Below are 23647 nucleotides of genomic sequence, written 5' to 3'. Positions count from 1 at the left end.
AGGAGGTGTTACCTTCGTTCTCAAAGTCAGAACGAAGGCCTTAATTGGACATAGTTAATTTACTTATAGTTGCTTTGCTTATAGCTTTAACCGCATTTTTCGTAGCATCAGAGTTTGCGATCATTCGCTTAAGAAGCTCAAGAATTGATCAGTTAATCGCAGAAGGTAATAAAACAGCAGTTGCTGTCAAGCATGTCACGACTCACCTTGATGAGTATCTGTCGGCCTGTCAGCTCGGTATTACCATTACCGCCCTTGGTATTGGTTGGTTAGGGGAAGAAACAATTGCGCACATGCTTGCTCCACTATTTGTAGAGCTGTCCATTCCTCAATCAGCTAGTTCTATTGTCACTTTTATTATTGCGTTTAGTATTATGACGTTTTTACACGTTGTGGTTGGAGAACTTGCACCAAAAACACTCGCCATTCAAAAGGCGGAGCAAGTATCTCTTCTTTTTGCTAGACCGCTCATGATTTTTTACAAAGTGATGTTCCCGTTTATCTGGGTATTAAATGGATCTGCTCGTTTGTTAACAAAAGCGTTCGGTCTTCAGCAAGTTTCTGAGCATGACATGGCGCACTCTGAAGAAGAATTGCGGATTATTTTATCAGAGAGCTATAAAAGCGGCGAAATTAACCAGTCTGAATTCAAATATGTAAATAAAATTTTTGAATTTGATGACCGTCTGGCGAAAGAAATTATGATTCCTCGTACTGAAGTTGTCAGCTTCCCTCATGATATTACCATTGAGGAAATGCTGAAGGTGACCAAGGTAGAGAAATATACACGTTATCCAATTGAAGATGGCGATAAAGATAACATGATTGGTGTTCTAAACATTAAAGAGGTTCTCACTGCCTGCATTAGCGGTGAGTGTTCTACAAGTGATACAATCGAAAAGTTTGTCAACCCGATTATTCATGTGATTGAAACAGTTCCTGTACATGATTTATTGCTCAAAATGCAGCGTGAACGTGTACACATGGCGATTTTATCAGATGAATACGGCGGTACAGCAGGTCTTGTGACTGTAGAAGACATTCTTGAAGAAATCGTCGGTGAAATTCGTGATGAATTCGATATTGATGAAATCAACGAAGTTCGTAAACTTGGAGAAGACCATTACATCTTTGATGGAAAGGTTCTAGTTGACCAAGTCAACCTGCTCTTAGGTACGCAGCTTGATAACGAAGAGGTCGATACGATCGGCGGATGGTTCCTTACACAGAAATATGAAGTTGAGAAAAATGACACCATTCGTGAACAAGGCTATGAATTTATCATTAATGAAGTCGATGGACACCATGTGGTATATATCGAAGTCAAAAAGTTAAATGAACAATTAGCAGAAGCCGCTGAAGAAGGCGCTTCTTAAGAAAAAAACGACCCTTGCCAAAGCAAGCGGTCGTTTTTCTTATGCCTTTTCCATTAATTGAGCTTCAAGTTCTTTAATTCTCGTGTTTAATACTTCCGTCATGGCACCTAACCGTTCTTTTGGCGGCAGATGCTCAAATTCTGACTGCTCAATCGGTTCACCGATAATTAAGCGCATTTTCCCCTTTTTGAAAAGACTTTTCGCATTGGACGGTCCTTTGTACGCTGCTGGAACGATTGGCGCTTTACCGAGCTGGGCAATGGTGACCGCACCTCTTTTTAAAGGTACATCCTCTGTTGTACGTGTTCCGCTTGGAAAAATCCCGACGATCTTTCCCTCTTTTAATAATTTAATGGGCGTTTTAATACTGCTTGGCCCAGGATTCTCTCGATCAACTGGAAAGGCATGAATCTTCTTTAAAAATCCACCGATCCATTTATTTGCAAACAATTCTTTTTTCGACATGTAGTGGATCTCAAACGGAAGAATCCCTGCGCCTAATGCAAGAACATCCACAAAACCCTCATGTGTACATGCAATGACAAACCCCCGATCCGTTGGCAGATTCTCTTTTTGATATACTTTGATTCCGCCTCGGAGAGAAAATAATACTTTGATGGTATAGCCTGAAAATTTATACATAGTGCACTTCCTTTGTTTGAAGAATGAAGGATTTGTTTCTATTATAACAAATTTTTTATTACCTGGTACTAAAAATTTCATGAAACAGCCAAACCATCACATCATTTTTCGTTAAGAATCACCGGTCTTTCTGTATCCAGGTCCATGGTTTTAGGAGAGAATAGAAGAGGAATTGTGTCCAATTTTGTCGTTTTTTAAGTTTTTTCCTGATTTGTTCTATTGAAAATGCTTTATAAATGGCGTAAATTTCGCTATTATAAGGAGAAATGATTTTGATTCGGCGAAAGAGATGAGTAATGTACGGTATTGAGAAGTTTCGTGCAACTTTATGCCTTTCTTATGCGTGTATAACATAGAGGGGAGAAAAATCAGTGACGATCGATGAAATTTATCAAATGTATATGAACGATGTTTACAGGTTTCTGCTCTCCATGACAAAAGACAAACATTTGGCAGAAGACTTATTGCAGGAAACCTTTATGCGTGCTTATATACATATTCATTCCTACGACCATAGCAAAGTGAAACCTTGGTTATTTCAGGTGGCACGAAATGCTTTTATTGATTATGTCAGGAAACATAAAAAAGAAGTGACCATATCGGATGATCTAATTGGCGGCCTTTTACAAACGTCTGTACAAAGCCCTGCTGAACAGGTTGAAATAAAAGAAGTCCTCAACATGTATTTAGAGCAGCTTCCAGATAACTACAAGGAAGCGTTGACATTGTATTATTTAAAAGAACTGAATTACAAGGAAGCATCCAAGGTCATGAATATTACTGAAGCAAATTTTAAAAGTGTTTTATTTCGTGCAAGGCAGCGCCTAAAAGCACTTTACAACAGAGGTGTTAATGATGAATGAAGAGTTTAACAAGCGATGGGAACAATATAATAATGGTGAGATGAACGAGGAAGAAATGATGGCGTTTGAAGAAGAACTTGAAGAAAACGAAAAACGCTTAAGTCAGGAACTGAACGACTCGGATTGGACAGATTTTTCCATCAGTCCTGAAAAGCAAAAAGCCATCTTACAATACGGAAAAAGAAAGTCTTATTTACGGATTTCCGTGCTTGCTGTCATATCGACACTCATTATTTTACCGCTTTGTACATTAGGAAGTTATCTATACTACGGTGTGGGCGGAGCAGAGAGCAAAGGGAATCACTTCATGGAAACAGCCGCTGTCACCGTCGCTTTGACGAAACCAAACGTGGCGATTGATATGAAGGATTTAAAAGGCCAAGTCAAGCTTTTTGGGATGAACACCGAATTGAAGCTGCAAAAACAAATTGGCAATAAAACAGAAGCCATTGGCAGTGAACAAATCGAGATGTTTTTCGATAAATTAAAGCAGCCTACCATCTCTTATTATGGTGACAGCGCACGCGATACGGAGGATTTCTTTACCCATCCTTCGGCGCAGCCAGATGCATCAAAAAAACAAACACTCACTACTTTAGACAAGCTTCCTGAAGGAACAGTCAGTGAAGTGTATGTATCCTATGACAAAGCTTATACACCAAAGGACGTTTATTCCTTTGCTAAAAAATATGATATGAAAGTGCTCTGGAATGCGATTAAAACAGAGGATTCATTAAGCGGGAATCAGCGGCCAATCGGCTTCCCTGGGAAAGACTCTGAATTCTTAAAAGAGCTTCAGCACACATCAAAAACAGAGGTAGATCAATTTAAAGATGCCCTTGCTTATGTCGATCAGCACCCAACCTGGGCAAAAACGATCTCTGGCAGACCTGAACTGGATCTGTCAAACCGAATACGCTATATCAACCAAAATGGTGTCACGATTTATGGCTCTGTGATCACAGGTCCTTCGAAAGAAATCGAGAAATTTGTGAAGACAAAACGCATTAAAACGGCAAAAGTGAGCGAGGTGGAATTATGGAATTGGTAAGAATTTTTAAAGAGCATAATGTATTTGGCTGGATTTCCGTCGGTACAGCGATATTATCCCTGCTCATGCTGAACCTCGCCATTATCAGCAACGTGACATTTTATTCTTTTCAGATGCTTCCTTTTGCAATGGCCGCAGTTCCATTTGGCATTATTGAACTGTTCATTAAAAAAGGCCGTACGGGCCCAGGGTTCCTTGGTGTCGTACTGAATATCTTTGTTATTGTTTGTGTCTACACCATCGTATCGATCGATGTCGATCTTCAATTAGGTTTTTAAATCTCATTAGATGAATAGCCAGTGTTACTTGACTTACGCCAAGCAGCACTGGCTTTTTGGTATTTTCTTAAATATACCCAACGGTAAGTCTACAGCGCAAATAAAAAAAGACTGCTTCATAAGCAGTCTCTTAGAATAAATTAGTTCACAAATGTTTTCGCTCCAAGGTAAATCGGCTTCCAGTAGCTTGAATTCATATTACTGATCGTCACACCATCAGAAGCAGCATGAATAAACTTGTTGTTCCCAATGTAGACACCCATGTGAGATGGACCCGATTTATATGTTGTAAAGAACACAAAATCGCCAACCTTTGGTGTTGATACGCTTTTCATTGATCCCCAGAAACCTTCAGTTGTTTGTCTTGAAATCTTTTTTTGTTTGTTAATGATATACCACATAAACCCGCTGCAATCAAAGCCCTTTGGTGTCGTTCCACCCCATCTATATGGTGTGCCATTGTGCGCTTTAGCATCTGCTACAAGCTTAGACGTGTTTAAAGAAGAAGCAGAAACTGTTTTTTCTTTAACAGGTGTTGTCTTCACTTTTTTAGATGTCTTTTTGACCTTTAGCTTTTGCCCAATTTTGATAAGGTTTGATTTGAGTTTATTTAACGATTTCAGCTCTTTTACAGTCATGCCGTACTTTTTGCCGATTTTAGATAATGTATCACCTTTAACAACTTTATGAGTAGCTGTCGCTGACGCCGCTTTTACTTTTGTTGTTTTTGATGTTTTCGTAGTTTTTTTTGAGGAAGTACCATTTACTTTTAAAGTTTGTCCAACATAAATCGTGTTAGATTTCAGCTTATTGTCTGATTTAATCTTGCTCACACTTGTTTTGTATTTTTTCGCTAGAACAGAAAGAGAGTCACCTTTTTGAACTTTTACTGATTGTGCTGAGGCAGCTCCGGCAAATAATGTCGTCCCAAGTAGAACTGCACTTGCAGCTGTGATCAATTGTTTTTTCATTTGTTCCTCCTGTATGTATCTATCGTGATCCGCATTTTATCTACTTACTATTATAAGGATCAAATACCAGAAGAAATAGTCTTGACTTCCTACGACATTATGCTTATTAATTCGGCAAAATTTATTTTTTTTTAGGGTTCTTTATATTTCATTTTCATTACACAATCATGACAAAATAAACGCATCTTGTCATGGATAAATGATACATTCATTTCTCTTTTTGGTCCATTCTATGTAAAGTGGACCTTTACAATTTTAAAGTGAACTTTACGATCCTGTAAATGGGAATCCACAATTCTGCTCTACCATTGTAAACGTAAGAGCGATACATAAACAATGAGGAGGCAAAATGAATGAGTGTGTTGAAAAGCTCGAAAACGAAAATCGCTGCAGTGGCGGCAGCATCTGTGCTATCGATTGGCATTTTTTCAGGGATTGAATTTGGACAGGCTGACAAAGCAGAGGCTAAAAAGAAGCAAAAAAATGACGTGAAAAATGTGATCGTGCTGATCGGGGATGGCATGGGAACACCGTATCTTTCAACTTACCGTTCATTTAAACACAACGGAGACCTTTCAAAACAAACAGCGTTTGACCCTTACCTCACTGGCATGCACAAAACATACCCTAACGACTCTAAAAGCAATATCACCGATTCTGCCGCAGCTGGTACAGCTATGGCAACTGGTAAAAAGACTTACAACAATGCGATCGGTGTAAATAAAAACGGCAAAAAATTAAAAACAGTTCTAGAAGAAGCAAAACGGAAGGGAAAATCTACAGGTCTTGTCGTGACCTCTGAATTAACAAATGCCACTCCTGCTGCGTATGCGGCTCACGATGTATCGAGAAAAAACACAGCAGCCATCGCTGATGATTTCTTCGATGAAAAAATCAGAAAACAGCATACAGTCGATGTCATGCTTGGCGGAGGTCTTGTCGATTTTGTCCGGAAGGATCGTGATTTGACGAAGGAATTCAAGCAAGCCGGATATGATTATGTCACCAATAAAGATGCCTTACAAAAAAACAAAAATCAAAAGGTGTTAGGCATTTTTGCTGATGGTGGTCTTGATAAAGCGATTGATCGTGATAAAAAGACCCCATCCCTGCAAGACATGACGTCCTCAGCCATTAAACAGCTGTCTAAAAACAAAAAAGGGTTTTTCCTTATGGTCGAAGGCAGTCAAATTGACTGGGCTGGACATGATCATGATATTGTCAGTGCAATGAGCGAAATGAAGGATTTTGAAAAAGCATTTGAAGAAGCCATTCGTTTTGCAAAAAAGGATAAAAATACGTTAGTCATCACCACTGCCGATCATTCAACTGGCGGACTCTCCTTCGGGGCAGACGGCTCGGGCAGCTGGGATTACAAACCGGTAAAAGCAGCGAAAAAGACACCTGATTTTATCGCAAACAAAATCGTCAGTGGCATGACTGTTGAATCAGCGCTGAAACAATACATCGATCTTGATTTCACAAAAGAAGAAATGGCCTCCATTCAAAAGGCCGCTGAAACAAAGGATGCTGTTAAAATTGATGATGCGATTGAAGAAGTGATCAACGTGAGATCACATACAGGCTGGACAACATCAGGTCATACGGGTGATGAAGTTCCATTCTTTGCATACGGACCATCCAGTCAAAAACTAAAAGGGCTGATGGAAAATACAGATCAGGCTAAACATATCTTTAAATTACTTAATCATCAATAAGACAAAAATCTTTGTAAGAGCAGGTGCACTAAGTACCTGCTCTTTTTATTGTTCAATCTTCCAGGAAAAATTCTGAAAATAAAGATATTGACAAATTGTTTATTTGTCTTACAATAAAACAAAAGGGTTTTTTGGTAGCGCTTACCTTTCTTTTTAACAATTCACTTCACAGGAGGTTTTTAACCATGATTCAAGATAGAAAAGCACCAGAAGGCATATTAGGGTTTCCTATTGCCCCTTTTCAAGCAAATGGACAGCTCTCCGAGGAAGCACTATTTCAAAACATTCAATTCTTACTAGACGAAGGGCTTGATGCCATTTTTATTGCTTGTGGGTCGGGAGAATTCCAGTCTATTAGTCAAAAAGAATACGAGCAAATGATTGATGTGGCACTGGCAGCTGCCGGTGGTAAAGTCCCTGTTTATTCAGGAGTTGGCGGAAATTTAAATACTGCCCTGGAATGGGCGAGAATTTCCGAGGAAAAAGGCGTTGATGGTTACTTATTACTCCCTCCCTATTTAATTCATGGAGAACAAGAAGGACTATATGAATACGCCAAAACCATTATGGAAAGTACAAACTTAAATGCCATCTTGTATCAACGAGATAATGCTGTTCTCTCAGTGCAGCAAATCAAACGGCTCACTACTTTTGAACAGCTTGTTGGTGTAAAAGATGGGGTCGGTGATATGGATTTAAACGTGAACCTTTCCTATACGATAGGCGACAGGCTCAGCTATCTAAATGGATTGCCTATGGCAGAGGTCACAATGCCGGCTTACTTACCGATTGGTTTTCATTCCTATTCCTCCGCCATTTCAAACTATATCCCTCACATCTCAAGAATGTTTTATCACGCACTGAAGACTGGTGATCAGGAAATGGTCAAGGACATATACACAAGTGTAATTTTACCGATTAACCGGATTCGTCAACAGAGAAAGGGCTATGCTGTCTCATTAATTAAAGCTGGCATGAACATCATGGGGCATGCTGTCCGCAATTCAGCAAGACCACCTGTTGTCCCTGTAGAGAAAGAACACTATCAAGAACTAGAGAGCATTTTGCAGCACGCAATGGAACGCTTCCCTAAAAAAGCGGCTGTGAATTAACAATAGAAAGGAGATCATATTATGTCCATTTCAGTGAAACAAAAAACGTACTTCAATTATGTCAATGGTGAATGGGTAAAGGCTTCGACAGGAGAAGTGATCCCCATCCAGAATCCTGCCGACAAAGAAGAGGCCGTTGGATATGTACAGCGCTCAAGCCTTGAAGATGTGAACGCAGCTATCACTGCAGCACATGAAGCAAAGACAGCGTGGCGAGATTTATCAGGTGCAGAACGAGGACAATATCTTTATAGAGCAGCTGATTTGCTAGAGGAACGTCTCGATGACATTGCAGTCACTGCTGTAAAAGAAATGGGTAAAACACTTCCGGAGGCAAAAGGAGAAGCGGCACGCGGTGTGGCCATCCTGCGTTACTATGCCGGCGAAGGGATGCGAAAAGAAGGAGATGTCATTCCTTCTACTGATCGAGAAGCACTCATGTTCACTAAAAGGGTTCCATTAGGTGTTGTAGGCGTCATCTCTCCTTGGAATTTCCCTATTGCCATCCCTATTTGGAAAATGGCACCTGCACTCATTTATGGCAACACGGTCGTCATTAAACCTGCAACAGAAACTGCGGCTACTTGCGCAAAAATCATGGCCTGCTTTGCAGATGCTCATCTCCCAAAGGGAGTAGTCAATATGGTAACAGGGTCGGGAGCTGTTGTAGGTCAAGGAATGATTGAACATCCAAATATCCAAGGGATTACATTTACTGGATCCAATGCAACTGGTAAAGCTATCGGTCAAAAAGCCTTTGAACGAGGCATCAAGTATCAGCTTGAAATGGGCGGGAAAAACCCCGTTATTGTAACCAATGATGCGGATCTTAATCTTGCGGTGGAAGCCACCATTACAGGAGCTTTCCGGTCAACAGGACAAAAATGTACAGCAACGAGCCGAGTCATTGTCCAAGAAGACATCTATGATGCCTTTAAAGAAAAGCTGCTTCAAAAGACGCAGGAAATCACTATTGGGGACAGTTTAAAAAAAGACGTATGGATGGGTCCAATCGCAAGCAAACAACAGCTTGATCAATGCCTTTCCTATATTGAAACAGGAAAAAAAGAAGGAGCTACCCTTCTCTTTGGCGGGGAACCATTAACAGATGGTGATTATCAGAATGGCTATTATATAGAGCCTGCCATTTTTGAACATGTCACCTCAGACATGACCATCGCTCAAGAAGAAATATTTGGGCCAGTCATTGCTTTAATCAAAGTGGGAGATATAAATGAAGCATTTCACATTGCCAATGATGTGGTATTTGGCTTAAGCGCTTCTATTTTCACACAAAACATCGGCCGTATGCTGACCTTTATTCAGAATATCCAAGCAGGACTCATTAGAATTAATGCAGAAAGTGCAGGAGTAGAATTACAGGCTCCATTTGGTGGAATGAAACAATCAAGCTCTCATTCTCGTGAACAAGGAGAAGCGGCAAAGGAATTTTTCACAGCCATTCAAACGGTTTTCATTAAATCGTAAATTTGAAGCATTTGAGAGGGCACCTGCCCTCCTCAATTCTCTATTTAGAAAAGGAGAAGAAATTATGATAAATAAACTCTTCCATGCTTCACAAACTGATAAAAAAACCTCTGTCCGCTGGTTTATCGTCTTCATGCTGTTTCTTGTCACTTCTGTCAATTATGCGGATCGTGCTACCCTATCGATTGCTGGAGATTCTGTTCAGCATGATCTTGGTCTTAGCTCTATTTCAATGGGTTATGTCTTTTCTGCTTTTGGCTGGGCATATGTCATTGGCCAACTGCCTGGCGGTTATTTATTAGATAAATTTGGCTCTAAAATTGTCATTGCCTGCAGCATTTTCTTTTGGTCTTTGTTTACATTGCTTCAAGGTGCCATAGGTTTTTTTACAGCAGGTACTGCGATTATTCTTCTTTTTTCCCTGAGATTCTTAGTAGGGCTGGCTGAAGCTCCTTCTTTCCCAGGAAATAGTCGTGTAGTAGCTGCATGGTTTCCTAGTTCTGAACGTGGAACAGCTTCTGCTTTCTTTAACTCAGCTCAGTATTTTGCGCTTGTCATTTTCTCCCCTATAATGGGCTGGCTTACACATTCTTTAGGATGGCATTCTGTTTTTATTGTCATGGGCATTCTCGGTATCTTGTTGTCTATTCTTTGGTTAAAAACGGTCTATAACCCAAAACAGCACCCGAAAATTAATGCAGCAGAGCTTGACTACATTTCAAAAGGCGGGGCTTTGACCTCAATGGACGATGAAAAGAGCCAGCAAAACAAAGAACCAAAATGGCCATACGTGAAACAATTACTTTCAAATCGGATGTTAATCGGCGTTTACATTGCTCAATATTGTATTACCACCCTCACTTATTTTTTCTTAACGTGGTTTCCCGTGTATCTTGTTCAAGCAAAAGGAATGTCCATTCTCGAAGCAGGTTTTGTTGCTTCCCTGCCAGCTCTCTTCGGTTTTTTAGGCGGGATTCTTGGCGGCTTGTTATCCGATTTTTTATTAAAAAGAGGGAACTCGCTTACTTTCGCACGAAAGACACCGATTATTATAGGCATGTTTCTTTCATGCAGTATGATTATCTGCAACTATACAGAATCTTCTTGGATTGTTGTTGCGATTATGTCGCTTGCTTTCTTTGGAAAAGGATTTGGGGCACTTGGCTGGGCCGTTGTATCAGATACCTCTCCAAAGGAATGTGCGGGTTTAAGCGGCGGTTTATTTAATACCTTTGGCAACATTGCGTCTATTACAACCCCCATTATCATTGGATATATTGTAAATGCGACAGGCTCTTTCAGTGGTGCGCTCGTCTTTGTCGGAAGTAATGCCGTCATTGCGATCTTAAGTTATTTATTCCTTGTGGGTCCCATTAAACGTGTGAAGCTAAAAGAACCCCCTTCCACTCCACCGGCCCCAGTTCCATCAAGTTCAATTTGAAAACGTTTTATATAAAGGAGGATGCATATGAATCAACACTTAAAAGAAGTGAAAAAAGAACGAACAACCAATCTCCCTTACATTACTGACATGAAGGTGATTCCTGTTGCAGGCCATGACAGTATGCTTTTGAATCTAAGCGGAGCGCATGGACCTTTTTTCACAAGAAATGTTGTGATCTTAACCGATAGCAGTGGTCGTCAAGGAGTCGGCGAAGTTCCCGGCGGTGAAAACATTCGTCAAACACTTGAAAATGCCGCCAGACTTGTCCTCCAAAAACCAATTGGGCAACATCATGCCATCCTGCAATCGGTACAGCATAAATTTCAAGACCTCGATACAGGCGGTAGAGGCAATCAAACTTTTGACTTTCGGACAACAATACATGCAGTTACAGCGATAGAAGCTGCTTTGCTGGATTTATTAGGTCAATTTTTAGAAGAACCGGTTTCTTCTTTATTAGGAACCGGTCAACATAGACAGGAAGTTGACATGCTTGGGTATTTATTTTACATAGGGGATCAGATGAAAACCCCTCTCCCCTATTTGAAAGAAGATCATTCATCTTGCAGCTGGTTCCGGCTTAGGCGTCAAAAAGCACTAAGAACGATGGACATTGTCCGTTTGGCTGAAGCGGCTTATGAACGCTATGGATTTCAGGATTTTAAGTTAAAAGGTGGCGTCTTTTCTGGAGAAGAAGAGATGGAAGCTGTAGAATCTCTTTCAAAACGTTTTCCAAATGCCCGTATCACACTTGACCCTAATGGAGCTTGGTCTCTTGATGAGGCCATTCAGCTTTGCAATGGAAAACAACATCTGCTTGCATATGCAGAAGATCCATGTGGAGCAGAAGACGGATTCTCATCCAGAGAAATTATGGCCGAATTCAAACGAGCTACAGGAATTCAAGTGGCTACGAATATGATCGCAACTGATTTCCGTCAGTTGTCACATGCGATCCAATTACATGCGGTTGATATTCCACTGGCGGACCCACATTTTTGGACAATGGAAGGTTCGGTCAGAGTAGCTCAAACGTGTCATGATACCGGCTTGACCTGGGGATCGCACTCTAACAATCATTTTGATATATCCCTGGCCATGTTTACACACGTTGCCGCTGCCGCACCAGGTCATATAACAGCCATTGATACCCACTGGATATGGCAAGACGGTCAGCAATTAACCAAGAACCCACTTTCAATCAAAGAAGGTCGTATAAAAGTGCCTCAAGAACCTGGGCTGGGTATTCAAATTGATATAGAAAAGCTAGAGGAGGCCAACCGTTTATATGAACAAATGAAGCTTGGTGCAAGAAATGATGCCATTCAGATGCAATATCTCATCGATGGCTGGACATTCGATCCGAAAAAACCGTGTTTAATTCGGTAGTTTGACTGTAAATGATTGTGTTCCCCTTCATTTTGTCTTACAATTGAACAACTGAAGGGGGAGAATGACTCGTGAATGAAAGCATAGATGAACTAAAATTTGAAACTGTTAATCGAAAAACATTAGCAAAACAAGTCATTGAACGTATCGTTCATTTATTATCTAGCGGGCAATTAAAAGCTGGTGACAAACTGCCGACAGAAATGGAACTAATGGAAATTCTATCAGTAAGCCGTCCTGTACTGCGCGAGGCTTTAAGTTCTCTTGAAACATTAGGTGTCATCACAAGGAAAACTCGAGGCGGCACATACTTTAATGATAAAATTAGCAACCAGCCTTTTTCTGTAATGCTCGCACTGGCTCAAGATAATTTACCAGCCATTATAGAGGCTCGAATGGTACTAGAACTAGGCCTTGTCACCATTGCTGCTGAGAAGATCAGTGAAGAAGAATTAAAAAAATTAGAAAAAACCATTGAAATGATAGAGAAAAGTACAGATAACAACTATGGTGAAGCGGATAAAGAATTCCACCGGATTATTGCCTTAAGTGCAAACAATCCCGTTGTTGAAGGTATGATTCAGGCGCTTTTAGTATCACATGCCAAAATTGACAGTCAAATTCCTTATCGAGAAAAAAAAGTGACCGTTAATTATCATCGGAAAATTTATGAAGCGCTTCGACTTAGAGACCCATATCAAGCACACTTCCATATGCATGAACATTTGAAGTTTGTACGTGATAAAATTTTAAAAGGGTTAAATCAAACGCCATGATGTGGAAGCGGATATGCTTCCTCTCCTCTAAAATGATAACGCTTTCGAAGGAGTGATCTCTTGAATCAAAAGGCACAGGAAGCACCCCTATATATTCAAGTAAGCCCAAAGGATAATGTGGCAATCATCGTTAATGATGATGGATTACCAGCTGGCACTGTCTTTTCGAGTGGATTGTCGTTAACCGACCGAATCCCTCAAGGGCATAAAGTAGCACTTAAGGCTATAGAACAGCATGCTCCAATTATCCGATATGGTGAAATCATTGGGTACGCTAACGAAACCATCCTGCAAGGAGGTTGGGTGAAAGAGCAGCTTGTTCAAATGCCAGCCCCTCCTCCTTTAGAAGAATTATCATGCAAAACATACAGCGGCTCTCCTCTTAAAAAGCTGGATGGCTATGAATTTGAGGGCTACCGAAATTCAGATGATTCTGTTGGTACTAAAAATATTCTCGGAATTACAACAAGCGTGCAATGTGTCGTGGGGGTTCTTGACTACGCCGTCAAAAAAATCAAGGAAGAGCTGCTGCCGAAATATCCAAATGTCGATGACGTTATTCCCCTCCACCATCAGTACGGCTGCGGTGTAGCCATTCATGCACCAGATGCGTTCATTCCCATCAGAACCATCCAAAACCTAGCCACACATCCAAACTTTGGAGGAGAGGTGCTGATCATTGGATTAGGCTGCGAAAAACTCGTACCTTCACGCATCGTCTCAGAAGATCAGCAACACGATATTTTAACCTTACAAGAAGAATCAGGCTTTTCTTCAATGATTACCTCCATTATGAAGGCTGCAGAGCACAAACTAATGAAACTCAATGGACGGACGCGCGTCCCATGTCCTGTATCGGATTTAGTGGTGGGCTTACAATGCGGAGGAAGCGATGCATTCTCAGGTGTAACGGCAAACCCTGCCGTTGGATATGCAGCAGATCTTCTTGTCAGAGCAGGCGCAACCGTTCTTTTTTCCGAAGTGACAGAAGTGCGGGATGCCATTCACCTATTAACACCAAGGGCTGTTAATGAAAAAACGAGGCAGGCACTTATACGGGAAATGAATTGGTACGACAATTATTTAAACAGAGGGCAGGCAGATAGAAGTGCAAATCAAATCCTTCCCCAGGAAATAAAAAAGGCGGTTTATCCAATGTCGTAGAAAAGGCGCTTGGCTCTATCGTCAAATCTGGCACAAGTCCAATATCTGGTGTGATTGGGCCTGGTGAGAAAGCAGCCACCAAGGGATTAATATTTGCTGCTACGCCGGCAAGCGATTTTGTCTGCGGGACACTGCAGCTCGCCTCTGGCATGAATTTGCAAATTTTCACAACAGGCAGAGGGACTCCATACAGTCTAGCAGCTGCACCCGTAGTAAAAGTGTCTACGAGAACCAGCTTACAGACACAGTGGCCAGATCTTATTGATTTTGATGCAGGCCGTATTGCAACTGGAGAAGCAACAATTGAGGAAGTGGGTACAGATATATTTCACTATATATTAGATGTCGCCAGCGGCAGGAAAGAAACATGGGCCGATCATTGGGGGATTTATAATGATCTGTGCCTATTTAACCCAGCCCCAGTCACATAAAAGAAGATGTCCGTTTTAGGACATCTTTTCTTTTGATCATTATGCGAGATATTTCCTATGAACCCCTTTTCCATCGTATGAAAACATCACTTCTTTTCCTTCAAGAACTGATTCGATATGCACACTTCTTCCCCACAGCTGAAATAAATACGGAAGGACTTTTTCTAAATATTTCAGATCAAGTTCAATGCCTTCGTACCAATGTTTTATATAAAGTTCATTGTTTTTCAAATAGTCGCCATCGATCACGGTCAAATAAGGAAAACCGCCATTGACCCTCATGCTCACAAGCTGATCACGAACAGCCTTCCAATCTTTATCAATGACTTTATAGTCTCTCCCCTGCTTTTGAAACAAGTACAAATCTTCTCTCATCACAAGGTCTTTTGTTAAGTAATTTCGAATAAAGGAAATATCTGATTCAATCTCCCTTACTTCAAACATTTTGCTGCGGCCCGATCCTTCTGTCACCCCTGCTTTTTTTAATTCTTCACATGGGTTGTCATAGCGCTCTTCGATATCTTCAAAAATCTTCAGACCTAAATAGTAAGGATTGATGCCTGTTTTAGATGGCTGCACCACGCCTGCATTTAATTTGGCAAACTCAATCGATTCACTTGAATCTAAATCAAGCTCACGCATAATCCGCTGATGCCAATACGATGCCCAGCCTTCATTCATAATCTTTGTTTCCAGCTGCGGCCAAAAATAGAGCATTTCCTCCCTCAGCATGGTGAGGACGTCCCGCTGCCACGGCTCTAGCTCCCGGGAGTGCGCCTCAATAAAGAGCAAAATATCTTTTTCCGGCTTTGGCGGAAATTGTTTGACGATTTTCTTTTTCTCATGCGTCTTCGGCTCATCCATTCCCCACAAATCATCATACGGCGTCTGACGTTTTGGTTTATCATCTTCACATTCTTCTTCATCGTCCATATTCCAGCTTAGTTTTGAACGAACAAGAGACGGATCAATATGCTCCTGTAGAGCCAATACGGCGTCTAAAAAGGATTCCACTTCTTTTGTTCCATGAAGATGCTCATATTCTTTGATCCGCTCTGCCGCTGCTGACATGCTTTCTACCATGTCTCGTTTTGTGTTTTGAAAACGGCAATTATTTTTGAAGAAATCACAGTGTGCCAGTACATGAGCCACAATTAATTTATTTTGAACAAGCGTGTTGTTATCAAGTAGAAAGGCGTAGCAAGGATTTGAATTGATGACCAGCTCATAAATTTTGCTTAATCCTAAATCATAATGAAGCTTCATTTTATGAAATTGCTTCCCAAAGCTCCAGTGGCTGAATCGTGTTGGCATTCCGTATGCACCGAACGTATAAATAATTTCCGCGGGACAGATTTCATACCTCATCGGATAAAAATCTAGACCAAATCCTTCTGCAATTTCTGTAATTTCATCAATGGCTCTTTGTAAAAGACGTTTTTCAGATACGCTCAAGGAAACCATCCCTCCTCATCGGACTTATCCCTACTATATGAGCGCACCTAAAAAAACATGATGTTCCGCCATTCGTTTAGACGACTTCCATTTCTTTCGTGGATTGCCCGCCGAATGACTCGAAATGAATATTCTGTTCTGGAATTCCCAGCTCTTTTAGTATATGAATCATCTCCTGTGTAAACACCGGGGAACCGCATAGATAAAATTGGCCTTTCCCTTCTCCAATCACTGATTGAAGGAATGGACGGTCAATGCGGGAAGCTGCCTTCTCAACAAGCTCTCCCTTACCAGGCTGCGCAAATTGTTCATTACATAAGATGATGCGACCATGAGAAGCTGCAGCTAGAACGCGTTCAAATTCATTTTCAAAAGCAGTTACATCCTCTAATCGATCTGCATGAATCATTGTAAATGGCCGGCTGTTTTGCGATGCTGTTTTCATTAAACCGATCATTGGTGTGACACCAGAACCAGCACTAATAAAATAAACAGGCTCTTTAGTGTCTTCTTGCAAACAGAACATTCCCTGCGGCATACTCACTTGAAGAACGTCCCCTTCTTCCATTTCATCATGCAAAAATGTAGACACATGACCATCACGCTTTACTGTAATGCGGTAATAAGAAGGATGATGCTGATCTGATAAGCTATATTGTCTGCTGCACATATAAGCTTCACCCGGCATATCTGCCTGAACCGTAACATATTGGCCTGCTTCATACATTGGCAGCTCTGATTCATCTTCTGGTACTAAGTAAAAGGAGATCAGCGATGGAGATTCCTGTACCTTTTTCTTAATCACAAACGGCTTCACATCTGCCCATCCGCCAGTTTGCTTTACATTCTCCTCCATCATTTCTGCTTCAATCGTGATAAAAATATTTACAATAATGTCATATGCGGCCTTCCAAGCTAAAAGCGTGTCATCTTTTTCCGTTAAACCAAACACTTTTTTCATCGCTTCAATGAGGTGATATCCGACGATTGGATATTGCTCTTTTTTGACCATCACACTGACATGCTTATGGGCAATCTTTTTGACCGCTGGAAGTAAATCTTCTAATCGATCGATGTGCAGTGCAGCTTGATATAATGTCGCAGCAAGCGCCTCTGGCTGACTTCCGTTCATGAGGTTTGTTTGATTAAATTGATTGAGTAGCTCTGGATGCTGACGAATCATATTTTGATAAAAAACAGTCACAAGTTTGGTTCCCTCGGCTTTTAATAAAGGGGCTGATTGTTTTATGGCATTCATTTGATCTTTAGATAACATCGTCATTCCTTCTTTCAAAAAGGTGTATTTTAAATACATCTTTATCGTAATGGATGACAGCTTATAAAAGCAATATTTATAATACATGTTTTAAATGTTGTCACATTTAACACTTTCTCGAACAGTTTTTGTCTAAAATGTGTTACGATGATACAAAACTCTATCAGGTTTAGAGGTCGTCAAAATGAAACTAACGAATTATACAGATTTCTCATTAAGAGTACTCATTTATTTAGCATCAAGAGAAAACAATGAACTGTCAAATATTCAGCAGATCGCCGATGTTTATGGCATTTCTAAAAATCATCTGACAAAGGTGATTTATCATCTTGGAAAACGTGGGTATGTGGAAACGATCCGTGGAAGAAATGGCGGGATTAGGCTTGGGAAAAGCCCAGAAAGCATTAACATTGGAGAGGTTGTCCGTTATACAGAGGATGATTTAGTCATGGTTGAATGCTTTGATCCAAAGAAAAACAACTGTATCATCTCTCCGATTTGTTCATTAAAGCATGTACTTCATGAAGCACTTACTGCTTACTTACGCGTTCTTGATCAATACACACTAAAAGATTTAACTCAAAACAAAGATGCTCTTAGAGAGCTCCTCCTTTAGGCGAAAGAATTCTTTTCTTTCGTCTTTTTCTTTACCTTCTTGTAATAATAATTAATTTAAAATTATTATAAATAAATATTGACTATCAGGTTTGATTTAATATAATTAGGGTATATAGATTACTAGAAATCATTTTTTTGTTTACAGGAGGAGAAAAGAATGACAAATTCAAATCATAAAAATTTGACAACGAATCAAGGCGTGCCTGTTGGCGATAACCAAAACTCAAGAACAGCTGGTCACCGCGGACCTACATTTCTTGATGATTACCATTTGATTGAAAAACTTGCACACTTCGATCGTGAACGTATTCCAGAGCGTGTCGTTCATGCAAGAGGCGCCGGCGCTTATGGTGTGTTTGAAGTTGAAAATAGCATGGAGAAACATACAAAAGCTGCCTTCTTAAGTGAAGAAGGAAAACAGACAGACGTTTTTGTTCGCTTCTCAACAGTTATTCATCCTAAAGGTTCACCTGAAACATTGCGTGACCCGCGCGGCTTTGCTGTCAAATTTTACACAGAAGAAGGTAACTATGATCTAGTTGGTAACAACTTGCCGATCTTCTTTATACGTGATGCATTAAAATTCCCTGATATGGTTCACTCTCTCAAGCCAGATCCTGTAACCAATATCCAAGATCCTGACCGTTATTGGGATTTTATGACTTTAACACCTGAATCCACTCATATGCTCACATGGCTCTTCTCTGATGAAGGAATCCCTGCGAGTTACGCTGAAATGCGCGGTTCTGGTGTGCATACATTTAGATGGGTCAACAAATATGGAGAAACAAAATATGTGAAATATCACTGGAGACCTTCAGAAGGTATTCGCAATTTATCTATGGAAGAAGCAGCAGAAATCCAAGCGAATGATTTCCAGCATGCGACAAGAGACTTATATGACCGCATTGAAAATGGCCATTACCCAGCATGGGACTTATATGTCCAGCTGATGCCGCTTAGCGATTATGATGACCTTGACTATGATCCATGTGATCCAACAAAGACATGGAGCGAGGAAGATTATCCGCTTCAAAAAGTAGGACGCATGACACTCAACCGCAATCCTGAGAACTTCTTTGCTGAAACAGAGCAATCTGCTTTCACACCAAGTGCACTTGTTCCAGGAATCGAAGCATCTGAAGATAAACTGCTTCAAGGCCGTCTGTTCTCATATCCTGATACGCAGCGTCATCGTCTTGGTGCAAACTACATGCGCATTCCGGTGAACTGTCCTTATGCACCAGTACACAATAATCAGCAGGATGGCTTTATGACAACGACTCGTCCAAGCGGTCATATTAACTATGAACCAAACCGTTACGATGATCAGCCAAAAGAAAATCCTCACTACAAAGAAAGTGAGCAAGTTCTTCACGGTGACCGTATGGTGAGACAAAAAATTGAAAAACCGAACGATTTCAAACAAGCTGGGGAAAAATATCGAAGCTACTCTGAAGAAGAGAAGCAAGCATTGATCAAAAACCTAACAGCTGATCTGAAAGATGTAAATGACAAAACAAAATTACTTGCGATCTGCAACTTCTATCGTGCAGATGAAGACTACGGACAACGATTAGCCGATTCACTTGGTGTGGATATTCGCTCATACCTTCAAGGAAGCATGAAATAATTGATCCGCAATGAGCACCTCTTTATTAGAGGTGCTTCAGATTGACAAAGGGCTAAAATGAGCTTTATTTTGGCCCTTTGTCTTCTTTTCAGCGTGATAGAAAACCTTTGCAGTCTAGGAAGGACGAGTACTGGCGCGGAGCGAATTTGACATTCGTGAGCACCGGCACGCAAGGACTGACACCGAATGCGAGAGTTTGTCTACACGCTGGAGCACCTCTTTATTAGAGGTGCTTTTTTTATAGCCGGAATACGTTAATACTAATCAAATGACCGGTCACCGGGTGAAAATAGATTTCTGCATGTGCGGCAAAAAGCGTTGAGCCTTCCTTCACGGTGACGCGAAACACATCTTTTGTCTGTTCTTCATTTACTTGTGTACGCCCAATATATTGATAATCGTTTAAAGCGGCGCCTTCATATTCCTCTTGCAACGCTGTGTACGCAAGTCTTTCCCAATTTTCAACAGGCTGCATCGCTGCATTTGCTGCAGGATAGATCATGAAAATGCCATACAAAACCATTCCTGCTGCAAAATGCATCCACCATTTCGGCTGCATAATATCATTGATCTCACTTTCATGTATATTTTGTTTATGTTTTGCTGGTCGATCCTTTTTCATACATGAAGCATTTATTCAGCCTAAAATTCCCGGTACATGATTAATGCGGACACCAACTTTTCCCCTGAAAATGTCGATATGTTCCGAGCAAACTAATGAGGACTTCTCAAGGGAAAGGAGAAGGTTTGATGAATGTGGCGGATTATGATAAGGCACTTTATTATACGCATCGCTCGCAATGGGATAATTTACTTATTCTTATGGTACGTACGCAAGATGACTTGCTCTCGAAACGTATTGAGCATTTCTTACATGCGTATCAATTTAACCGGAACGATGCTGATGTTGAAAAATGTTTATATGGGCTCCTGCAGTACATTGACCATGCTTCAGAGGCTGCTGCTTCTGAAGTTTATTCACAACCGATGTACACATAAAGAAAAAGGCTGATTATCAGCCTTTTTACATACACTTAGCAGTGCGCAGTGATTGGAAGCATAAAGTGGTCTTTTACCCATTCTTTTTTTGTATAAATAAACAGCGCATCCTCGTCATTTGGCGCCATAACCACATGTAAGCCGTCAATTGACGTATCAGGTGTAAAATAGAATATTACTTTTTCCGTCGTTTCATTCACAATATGTGCAACAACTTCCTCTATATTTTGCGGCTGGAGAGAAATGATATCAAAGACATGTATGGTTTCATTTTCTTCATTCATCAGGACAATGGTATCCAACGCTTCAATATAGAAAATGGCATCCGGCCAAACTGTAAAATAAAACATCAATAAGCTGCCATGGTCCTCAGCATCTAATTTCATTGAGCCCGTTTGACGTTTTTCTGCGAACTGTTCAAGTAATGGCAAGTCATGTTCCAACGTCAGCTGCTTTTTGCGCATGTCCTTTTTCATTTGAATGGCGCTTTTGCCGATATTTAGACTAAATTCGCTTTCGTGGTAACGGGTAAAGCCGAATCTTGGATAAAAATCCAGTACATTTTCATTGGCAAAAAGAAAAATCATATCATAGTCATTTTCGTACGTATCCATAATATGCTGCATTAACTTTGTCGCTAATCCTTTATGGCGGTAGGCTTGATCCGTCATCACCGTGCCAATTTGAACAGCTCGATACGTTTGGCCATCAATGATCAGTGACATGAGGTAGACGGAAGCGTTTGAGATCACTTTCCCGTGATGGACAAAGGAATAAGGAATATATTTTTCATCCCAGTACCCTCTTTTATACCAGTCACTAAAATCCAAATCAAATGTATTGATCGCTAACTTATTAAAGCTTTCTTTCAATTTCTCATCATGTCGATAATCACTCACTAATTCATATGTCTCCACGTTGATTTCCTCCTTTTTAAAGTCACTTATCTTCAGCCGGTTCATCACCTCCTTCAAAATAAAAAAAGACTTCATGAGCATACACTCATCAAGTCTTTTATCGTTTTACTCATAGAAATCAGACTGAACATGCTTCTCTTTTCACGCAAAAGGGTACGTCAAATAAACCGGTATCCGTGCTCTTTTTTATTCAATTCATTGAACTGAACGTGCGCTTAAAAGTTTTAGCATAACGACTAAATTCCCTTCTGTCATAGCAGCTCTTTCGGCTGATTTTTTTGATAATCCACTGCATACAGAGCCGCTTGTGTACGATCTGCCAGCTCTAGTTTGGATAATACATGAGATACGTGTGTTTTGACAGTCTTTTCAGAAATAAACAGTGATGAGGCAATTTCTTTATTGCTTTTCCCCTTTGAAATTTCGAATAAGACATCTCGCTCTCTATTGGTCAGCTCTTTCATTAACTTCCATTTTTGCTCTTTTGGCTCGGTCAAATGCTGCACAAGAAAGTTGGTGATATGAGCATCTAATTGATAGGTGCCCTTTTGTACGTCAATCATTGTCGTAAGGAGCTTTTCTGGCGCTACATCCTTGAGCTGATAGGCTTTTGCCCCTGCTTGAATAGCGGGAATAACATAATCTTTATCCGCATAGCTTGTCAGAATCACAATGCGGGTATCGGGCATTTCAAGCATCATTTGTTTCGTGGCTTCAATGCCATTCATCACAGGCATCGATAGATCCATTAGAACAATGTCAGGCCGCATTTGTCTGACAACTTCTAATGCTTCTTCTCCATTAGAAGCCTCACCAACGATTTCGACGTCAGGCTGTGTCTGCAAGAAAAACACAAGCCCTTTTCTCACAATATGATGATCATCTGCAATCACGACTCTCATGACGCCCCCTTCCTTTCTTGAGAAAATGGCACCTTCACTTGAATAGTGGTTCCTTTACCGAGCTCAGACTCTATACAAAATGTTCCACCAGCTCTTTTGATACGGTCAGACATCCCTTTCAGACCAAGTGAAGGGAGGCTCATTTGCTCGTCATACTGAAACCCTTTTCCGCGGTCAATGATTTTCATCTCAAACGTGTCTTTTGATTGTTCAAGCTGGACCTTGACTTCCTCTACTTCCGCATGTTTTTGACAATTATTCAGTGCTTCTTGGCATACCCGAAACAACGTTTCATGCTGCGAATGATCCATCTCCATACAGCCGGATAACGATAATGTACAGCGTAATCCTAAAAGCTTTGCATACTCTTGAATCCCTGTTGTGAATCCTTTTTCAAGTCCTCTTGGTCTTAGCTGCCAAATGAGTGACCGCATTTCAACCAGTGCATCTTGTGACAAATGCTGAATAAAATCAATCATTTCCCCTAGATTCTGATTGTTTGTCATTTGTCGGGCGGCCTTAGCAGTCAGACTGACTGAAAATAGCATTTGGTTGACGGAATCATGTAAGTCCTGTGCAAGCCGGTTTCTTTCTTCCAAAAGAGCATGCTGATGTTCGTTTTGCACAAGCTTCATGCGTTGAATGGCGGTTCCAATTTGAAGCGCAATGCTTTCAAGCAAATTCAGTTCTTCCTGGTTAAATGTGACTTTTCCTTTTGCCGCCACATTCAATAATCCGAACGTACGCTTACATGCTTTGAGGGGAACCGTCGCATGATGTGTAATTCCTTCTGTATCCCCAAGCTTTTGCTCAATCGCCGTTTCGATCCGTTTACAATTCATAATGTTGGTGGCTGATTGCAGTGAGCCTTTTGTGTATCGATTGATACAATAACAATCGTTTTGACACATCAGCTGCTTTTGATGCTTTGCCAGCGCTTCGGGTAAGGAGACCTCTGCCATCAGTTCATACGAGCCGTCTTTTTCTATAAAATAAATCCATGCTGAATGAAAGCCTGTGATATCCATAAGCATATGGAGCACTTCATGAAGCGTATCTTTCATTTCCATGCCTTCATTTAGCTTTTCAGCAATTTCTTTTAACGTTTTTAATGTTTCAACCTTCTCTTGGTATTCTCCCATAC

Annotated in this window: 21 protein-coding genes and 1 pseudogene; 14 read left to right on the top strand and 8 right to left on the bottom strand. The window is 40.7% G+C overall.

Going from position 1 to position 23647, the window contains the following annotated elements; translation table 11 throughout:
- Window positions 1–44: 44 nt before the first annotated feature.
- Window positions 45–1376: a hemolysin family protein gene (locus tag MKZ03_RS04620; protein ID WP_012009419.1), complete on the top strand. Its 1332-nt coding sequence runs from the start codon at window positions 45–47 to the stop codon at window positions 1374–1376.
- 39 nt (window positions 1377–1415) lie between these two features.
- Here the strand turns inward: MKZ03_RS04620 and MKZ03_RS04615 are convergent, their stop codons facing one another.
- Window positions 1416–2018 carry a lysophospholipid acyltransferase family protein gene (locus tag MKZ03_RS04615; RefSeq protein WP_034663683.1) on the bottom strand — a complete coding sequence of 201 codons (603 nt, stop codon included), beginning with the start codon at window positions 2016–2018 and terminating at the stop codon, window positions 1416–1418.
- 371 nt (window positions 2019–2389) lie between these two features.
- Between MKZ03_RS04615 and MKZ03_RS04610 the strand changes: the two genes are divergently transcribed.
- The 3 genes from MKZ03_RS04610 to MKZ03_RS04600 are packed head-to-tail and all read left to right on the top strand — an operon-like array spanning window position 2390 to window position 4210.
- Window positions 2390–2881, top strand: coding sequence for a sigma-70 family RNA polymerase sigma factor (locus MKZ03_RS04610; protein WP_003211938.1), 492 nt, complete (start codon window positions 2390–2392; stop codon window positions 2879–2881).
- Window positions 2874–3932, top strand: a complete 1059-nt coding sequence (locus MKZ03_RS04605) for an anti-sigma factor (protein WP_034663685.1) — start codon at window positions 2874–2876, stop codon at window positions 3930–3932. The genes MKZ03_RS04610 and MKZ03_RS04605 overlap by 8 nt, the downstream gene beginning before the upstream one ends.
- Window positions 3920–4210: a hypothetical protein gene (locus MKZ03_RS04600; protein WP_034663689.1), complete on the top strand. Its 291-nt coding sequence runs from the start codon at window positions 3920–3922 to the stop codon at window positions 4208–4210. The genes MKZ03_RS04605 and MKZ03_RS04600 overlap by 13 nt, the downstream gene beginning before the upstream one ends.
- 140 nt (window positions 4211–4350) lie before the next feature.
- Here MKZ03_RS04600 and MKZ03_RS04595 read toward each other — a convergent pair whose 3' ends face one another.
- Window positions 4351–5181, bottom strand: a complete 831-nt coding sequence (locus MKZ03_RS04595; RefSeq protein WP_307499379.1) for a C40 family peptidase — start codon at window positions 5179–5181, stop codon at window positions 4351–4353.
- 353 nt (window positions 5182–5534) lie between these two features.
- On the opposite strand from MKZ03_RS04595, the gene MKZ03_RS04590 reads away from it, so the two are divergent.
- The 7 genes and pseudogenes from MKZ03_RS04590 (at window position 5535) to garD (ending at window position 14703) form a co-directional block, all read left to right on the top strand.
- The gene (locus tag MKZ03_RS04590; RefSeq protein WP_307499378.1) at window positions 5535–6899 is read left to right on the top strand and encodes an alkaline phosphatase; all 1365 of its coding nucleotides are present in this window, start codon (window positions 5535–5537) and stop codon (window positions 6897–6899) included.
- 185 nt (window positions 6900–7084) lie between these two features.
- Window positions 7085–8011, top strand: a complete 927-nt coding sequence (gene kdgD, locus MKZ03_RS04585; RefSeq protein WP_106037892.1) for a 5-dehydro-4-deoxyglucarate dehydratase — start codon at window positions 7085–7087, stop codon at window positions 8009–8011.
- 21 nt (window positions 8012–8032) lie between these two features.
- Window positions 8033–9499: an alpha-ketoglutaric semialdehyde dehydrogenase GucD gene (gene gucD / locus MKZ03_RS04580; protein WP_341031102.1), complete on the top strand. Its 1467-nt coding sequence runs from the start codon at window positions 8033–8035 to the stop codon at window positions 9497–9499.
- 64 nt (window positions 9500–9563) lie between these two features.
- A complete protein-coding gene (locus MKZ03_RS04575) occupies window positions 9564–10940 on the top strand; it encodes an MFS transporter (protein ID WP_334748417.1) in 1377 nt (458 codons plus the stop codon).
- 21 nt (window positions 10941–10961) lie between these two features.
- A complete protein-coding gene (locus MKZ03_RS04570; RefSeq protein ID WP_445662024.1) occupies window positions 10962–12332 on the top strand; it encodes an enolase C-terminal domain-like protein in 1371 nt (456 codons plus the stop codon).
- A gap of 71 nt (window positions 12333–12403) precedes the next feature.
- A complete protein-coding gene (locus tag MKZ03_RS04565; RefSeq protein WP_034663709.1) occupies window positions 12404–13108 on the top strand; it encodes a FadR/GntR family transcriptional regulator in 705 nt (234 codons plus the stop codon).
- Window positions 13109–13168: 60 nt separating this feature from the next.
- Window positions 13169–14703 (top strand): annotated as a pseudogene (gene garD / locus MKZ03_RS04560) (galactarate dehydratase).
- A 39-nt stretch (window positions 14704–14742) separates the two neighbouring features.
- Here the strand turns inward: garD and MKZ03_RS04555 are convergent.
- The gene (locus MKZ03_RS04555) at window positions 14743–16167 is read right to left on the bottom strand and encodes a SpoVR family protein (RefSeq protein WP_400559154.1); all 1425 of its coding nucleotides are present in this window, start codon (window positions 16165–16167) and stop codon (window positions 14743–14745) included.
- A gap of 67 nt (window positions 16168–16234) precedes the next feature.
- Entirely contained in the window at window positions 16235–17434 is a 1200-nt protein-coding gene (locus MKZ03_RS04550; protein ID WP_341031096.1) for a globin domain-containing protein, read from the bottom strand.
- 184 nt (window positions 17435–17618) lie between these two features.
- Here MKZ03_RS04550 and MKZ03_RS04545 point away from each other — a divergent pair, with 184 nt between their 5' ends.
- Both MKZ03_RS04545 and MKZ03_RS04540 read left to right on the top strand, forming a co-directional pair.
- The gene (locus tag MKZ03_RS04545; protein WP_282067246.1) at window positions 17619–18050 is read left to right on the top strand and encodes an Rrf2 family transcriptional regulator; all 432 of its coding nucleotides are present in this window, start codon (window positions 17619–17621) and stop codon (window positions 18048–18050) included.
- Between the two features lie 159 nt (window positions 18051–18209).
- Entirely contained in the window at window positions 18210–19685 is a 1476-nt protein-coding gene (locus MKZ03_RS04540) for a catalase (protein WP_034663722.1), read from the top strand.
- A 238-nt stretch (window positions 19686–19923) separates the two neighbouring features.
- Here MKZ03_RS04540 and MKZ03_RS04535 read toward each other — a convergent pair whose 3' ends face one another.
- Window positions 19924–20307 (bottom strand): YqzG/YhdC family protein, encoded by a 384-nt coding sequence (locus MKZ03_RS04535; RefSeq protein WP_307499372.1) that lies wholly within the window; start codon window positions 20305–20307, stop codon window positions 19924–19926.
- 128 nt (window positions 20308–20435) lie between these two features.
- Here MKZ03_RS04535 and MKZ03_RS04530 point away from each other — a divergent pair, with 128 nt between their 5' ends.
- Window positions 20436–20684, top strand: a complete 249-nt coding sequence (locus MKZ03_RS04530) for a YhdB family protein (protein ID WP_024426598.1) — start codon at window positions 20436–20438, stop codon at window positions 20682–20684.
- A 35-nt stretch (window positions 20685–20719) separates the two neighbouring features.
- On the opposite strand, the gene MKZ03_RS04525 is transcribed toward MKZ03_RS04530, so the two are convergent.
- The 3 genes from MKZ03_RS04525 to MKZ03_RS04515 form a co-directional block, all read right to left on the bottom strand.
- Entirely contained in the window at window positions 20720–21601 is an 882-nt protein-coding gene (locus tag MKZ03_RS04525; RefSeq protein WP_307499371.1) for a GNAT family N-acetyltransferase, read from the bottom strand.
- A 251-nt stretch (window positions 21602–21852) separates the two neighbouring features.
- Window positions 21853–22503 (bottom strand): response regulator, encoded by a 651-nt coding sequence (locus MKZ03_RS04520; protein ID WP_307499370.1) that lies wholly within the window; start codon window positions 22501–22503, stop codon window positions 21853–21855.
- Complete coding sequence (locus MKZ03_RS04515) at window positions 22500–23645, bottom strand: GAF domain-containing sensor histidine kinase (RefSeq protein ID WP_307499369.1); 1146 nt, start codon at window positions 23643–23645, stop codon at window positions 22500–22502. Before MKZ03_RS04515 ends, MKZ03_RS04520 begins: the two co-directional genes overlap by 4 nt.
- Between the last annotated feature and the right edge of the window lie 2 nt (window positions 23646–23647).

It is taken from the genome of Bacillus sp. FSL R5-0431, assembly GCF_038002985.1.
In the GTDB taxonomy this organism is placed as follows: domain Bacteria; phylum Bacillota; class Bacilli; order Bacillales; family Bacillaceae; genus Bacillus.
This window is presented reverse-complemented; position numbering and strand designations above follow the sequence as displayed.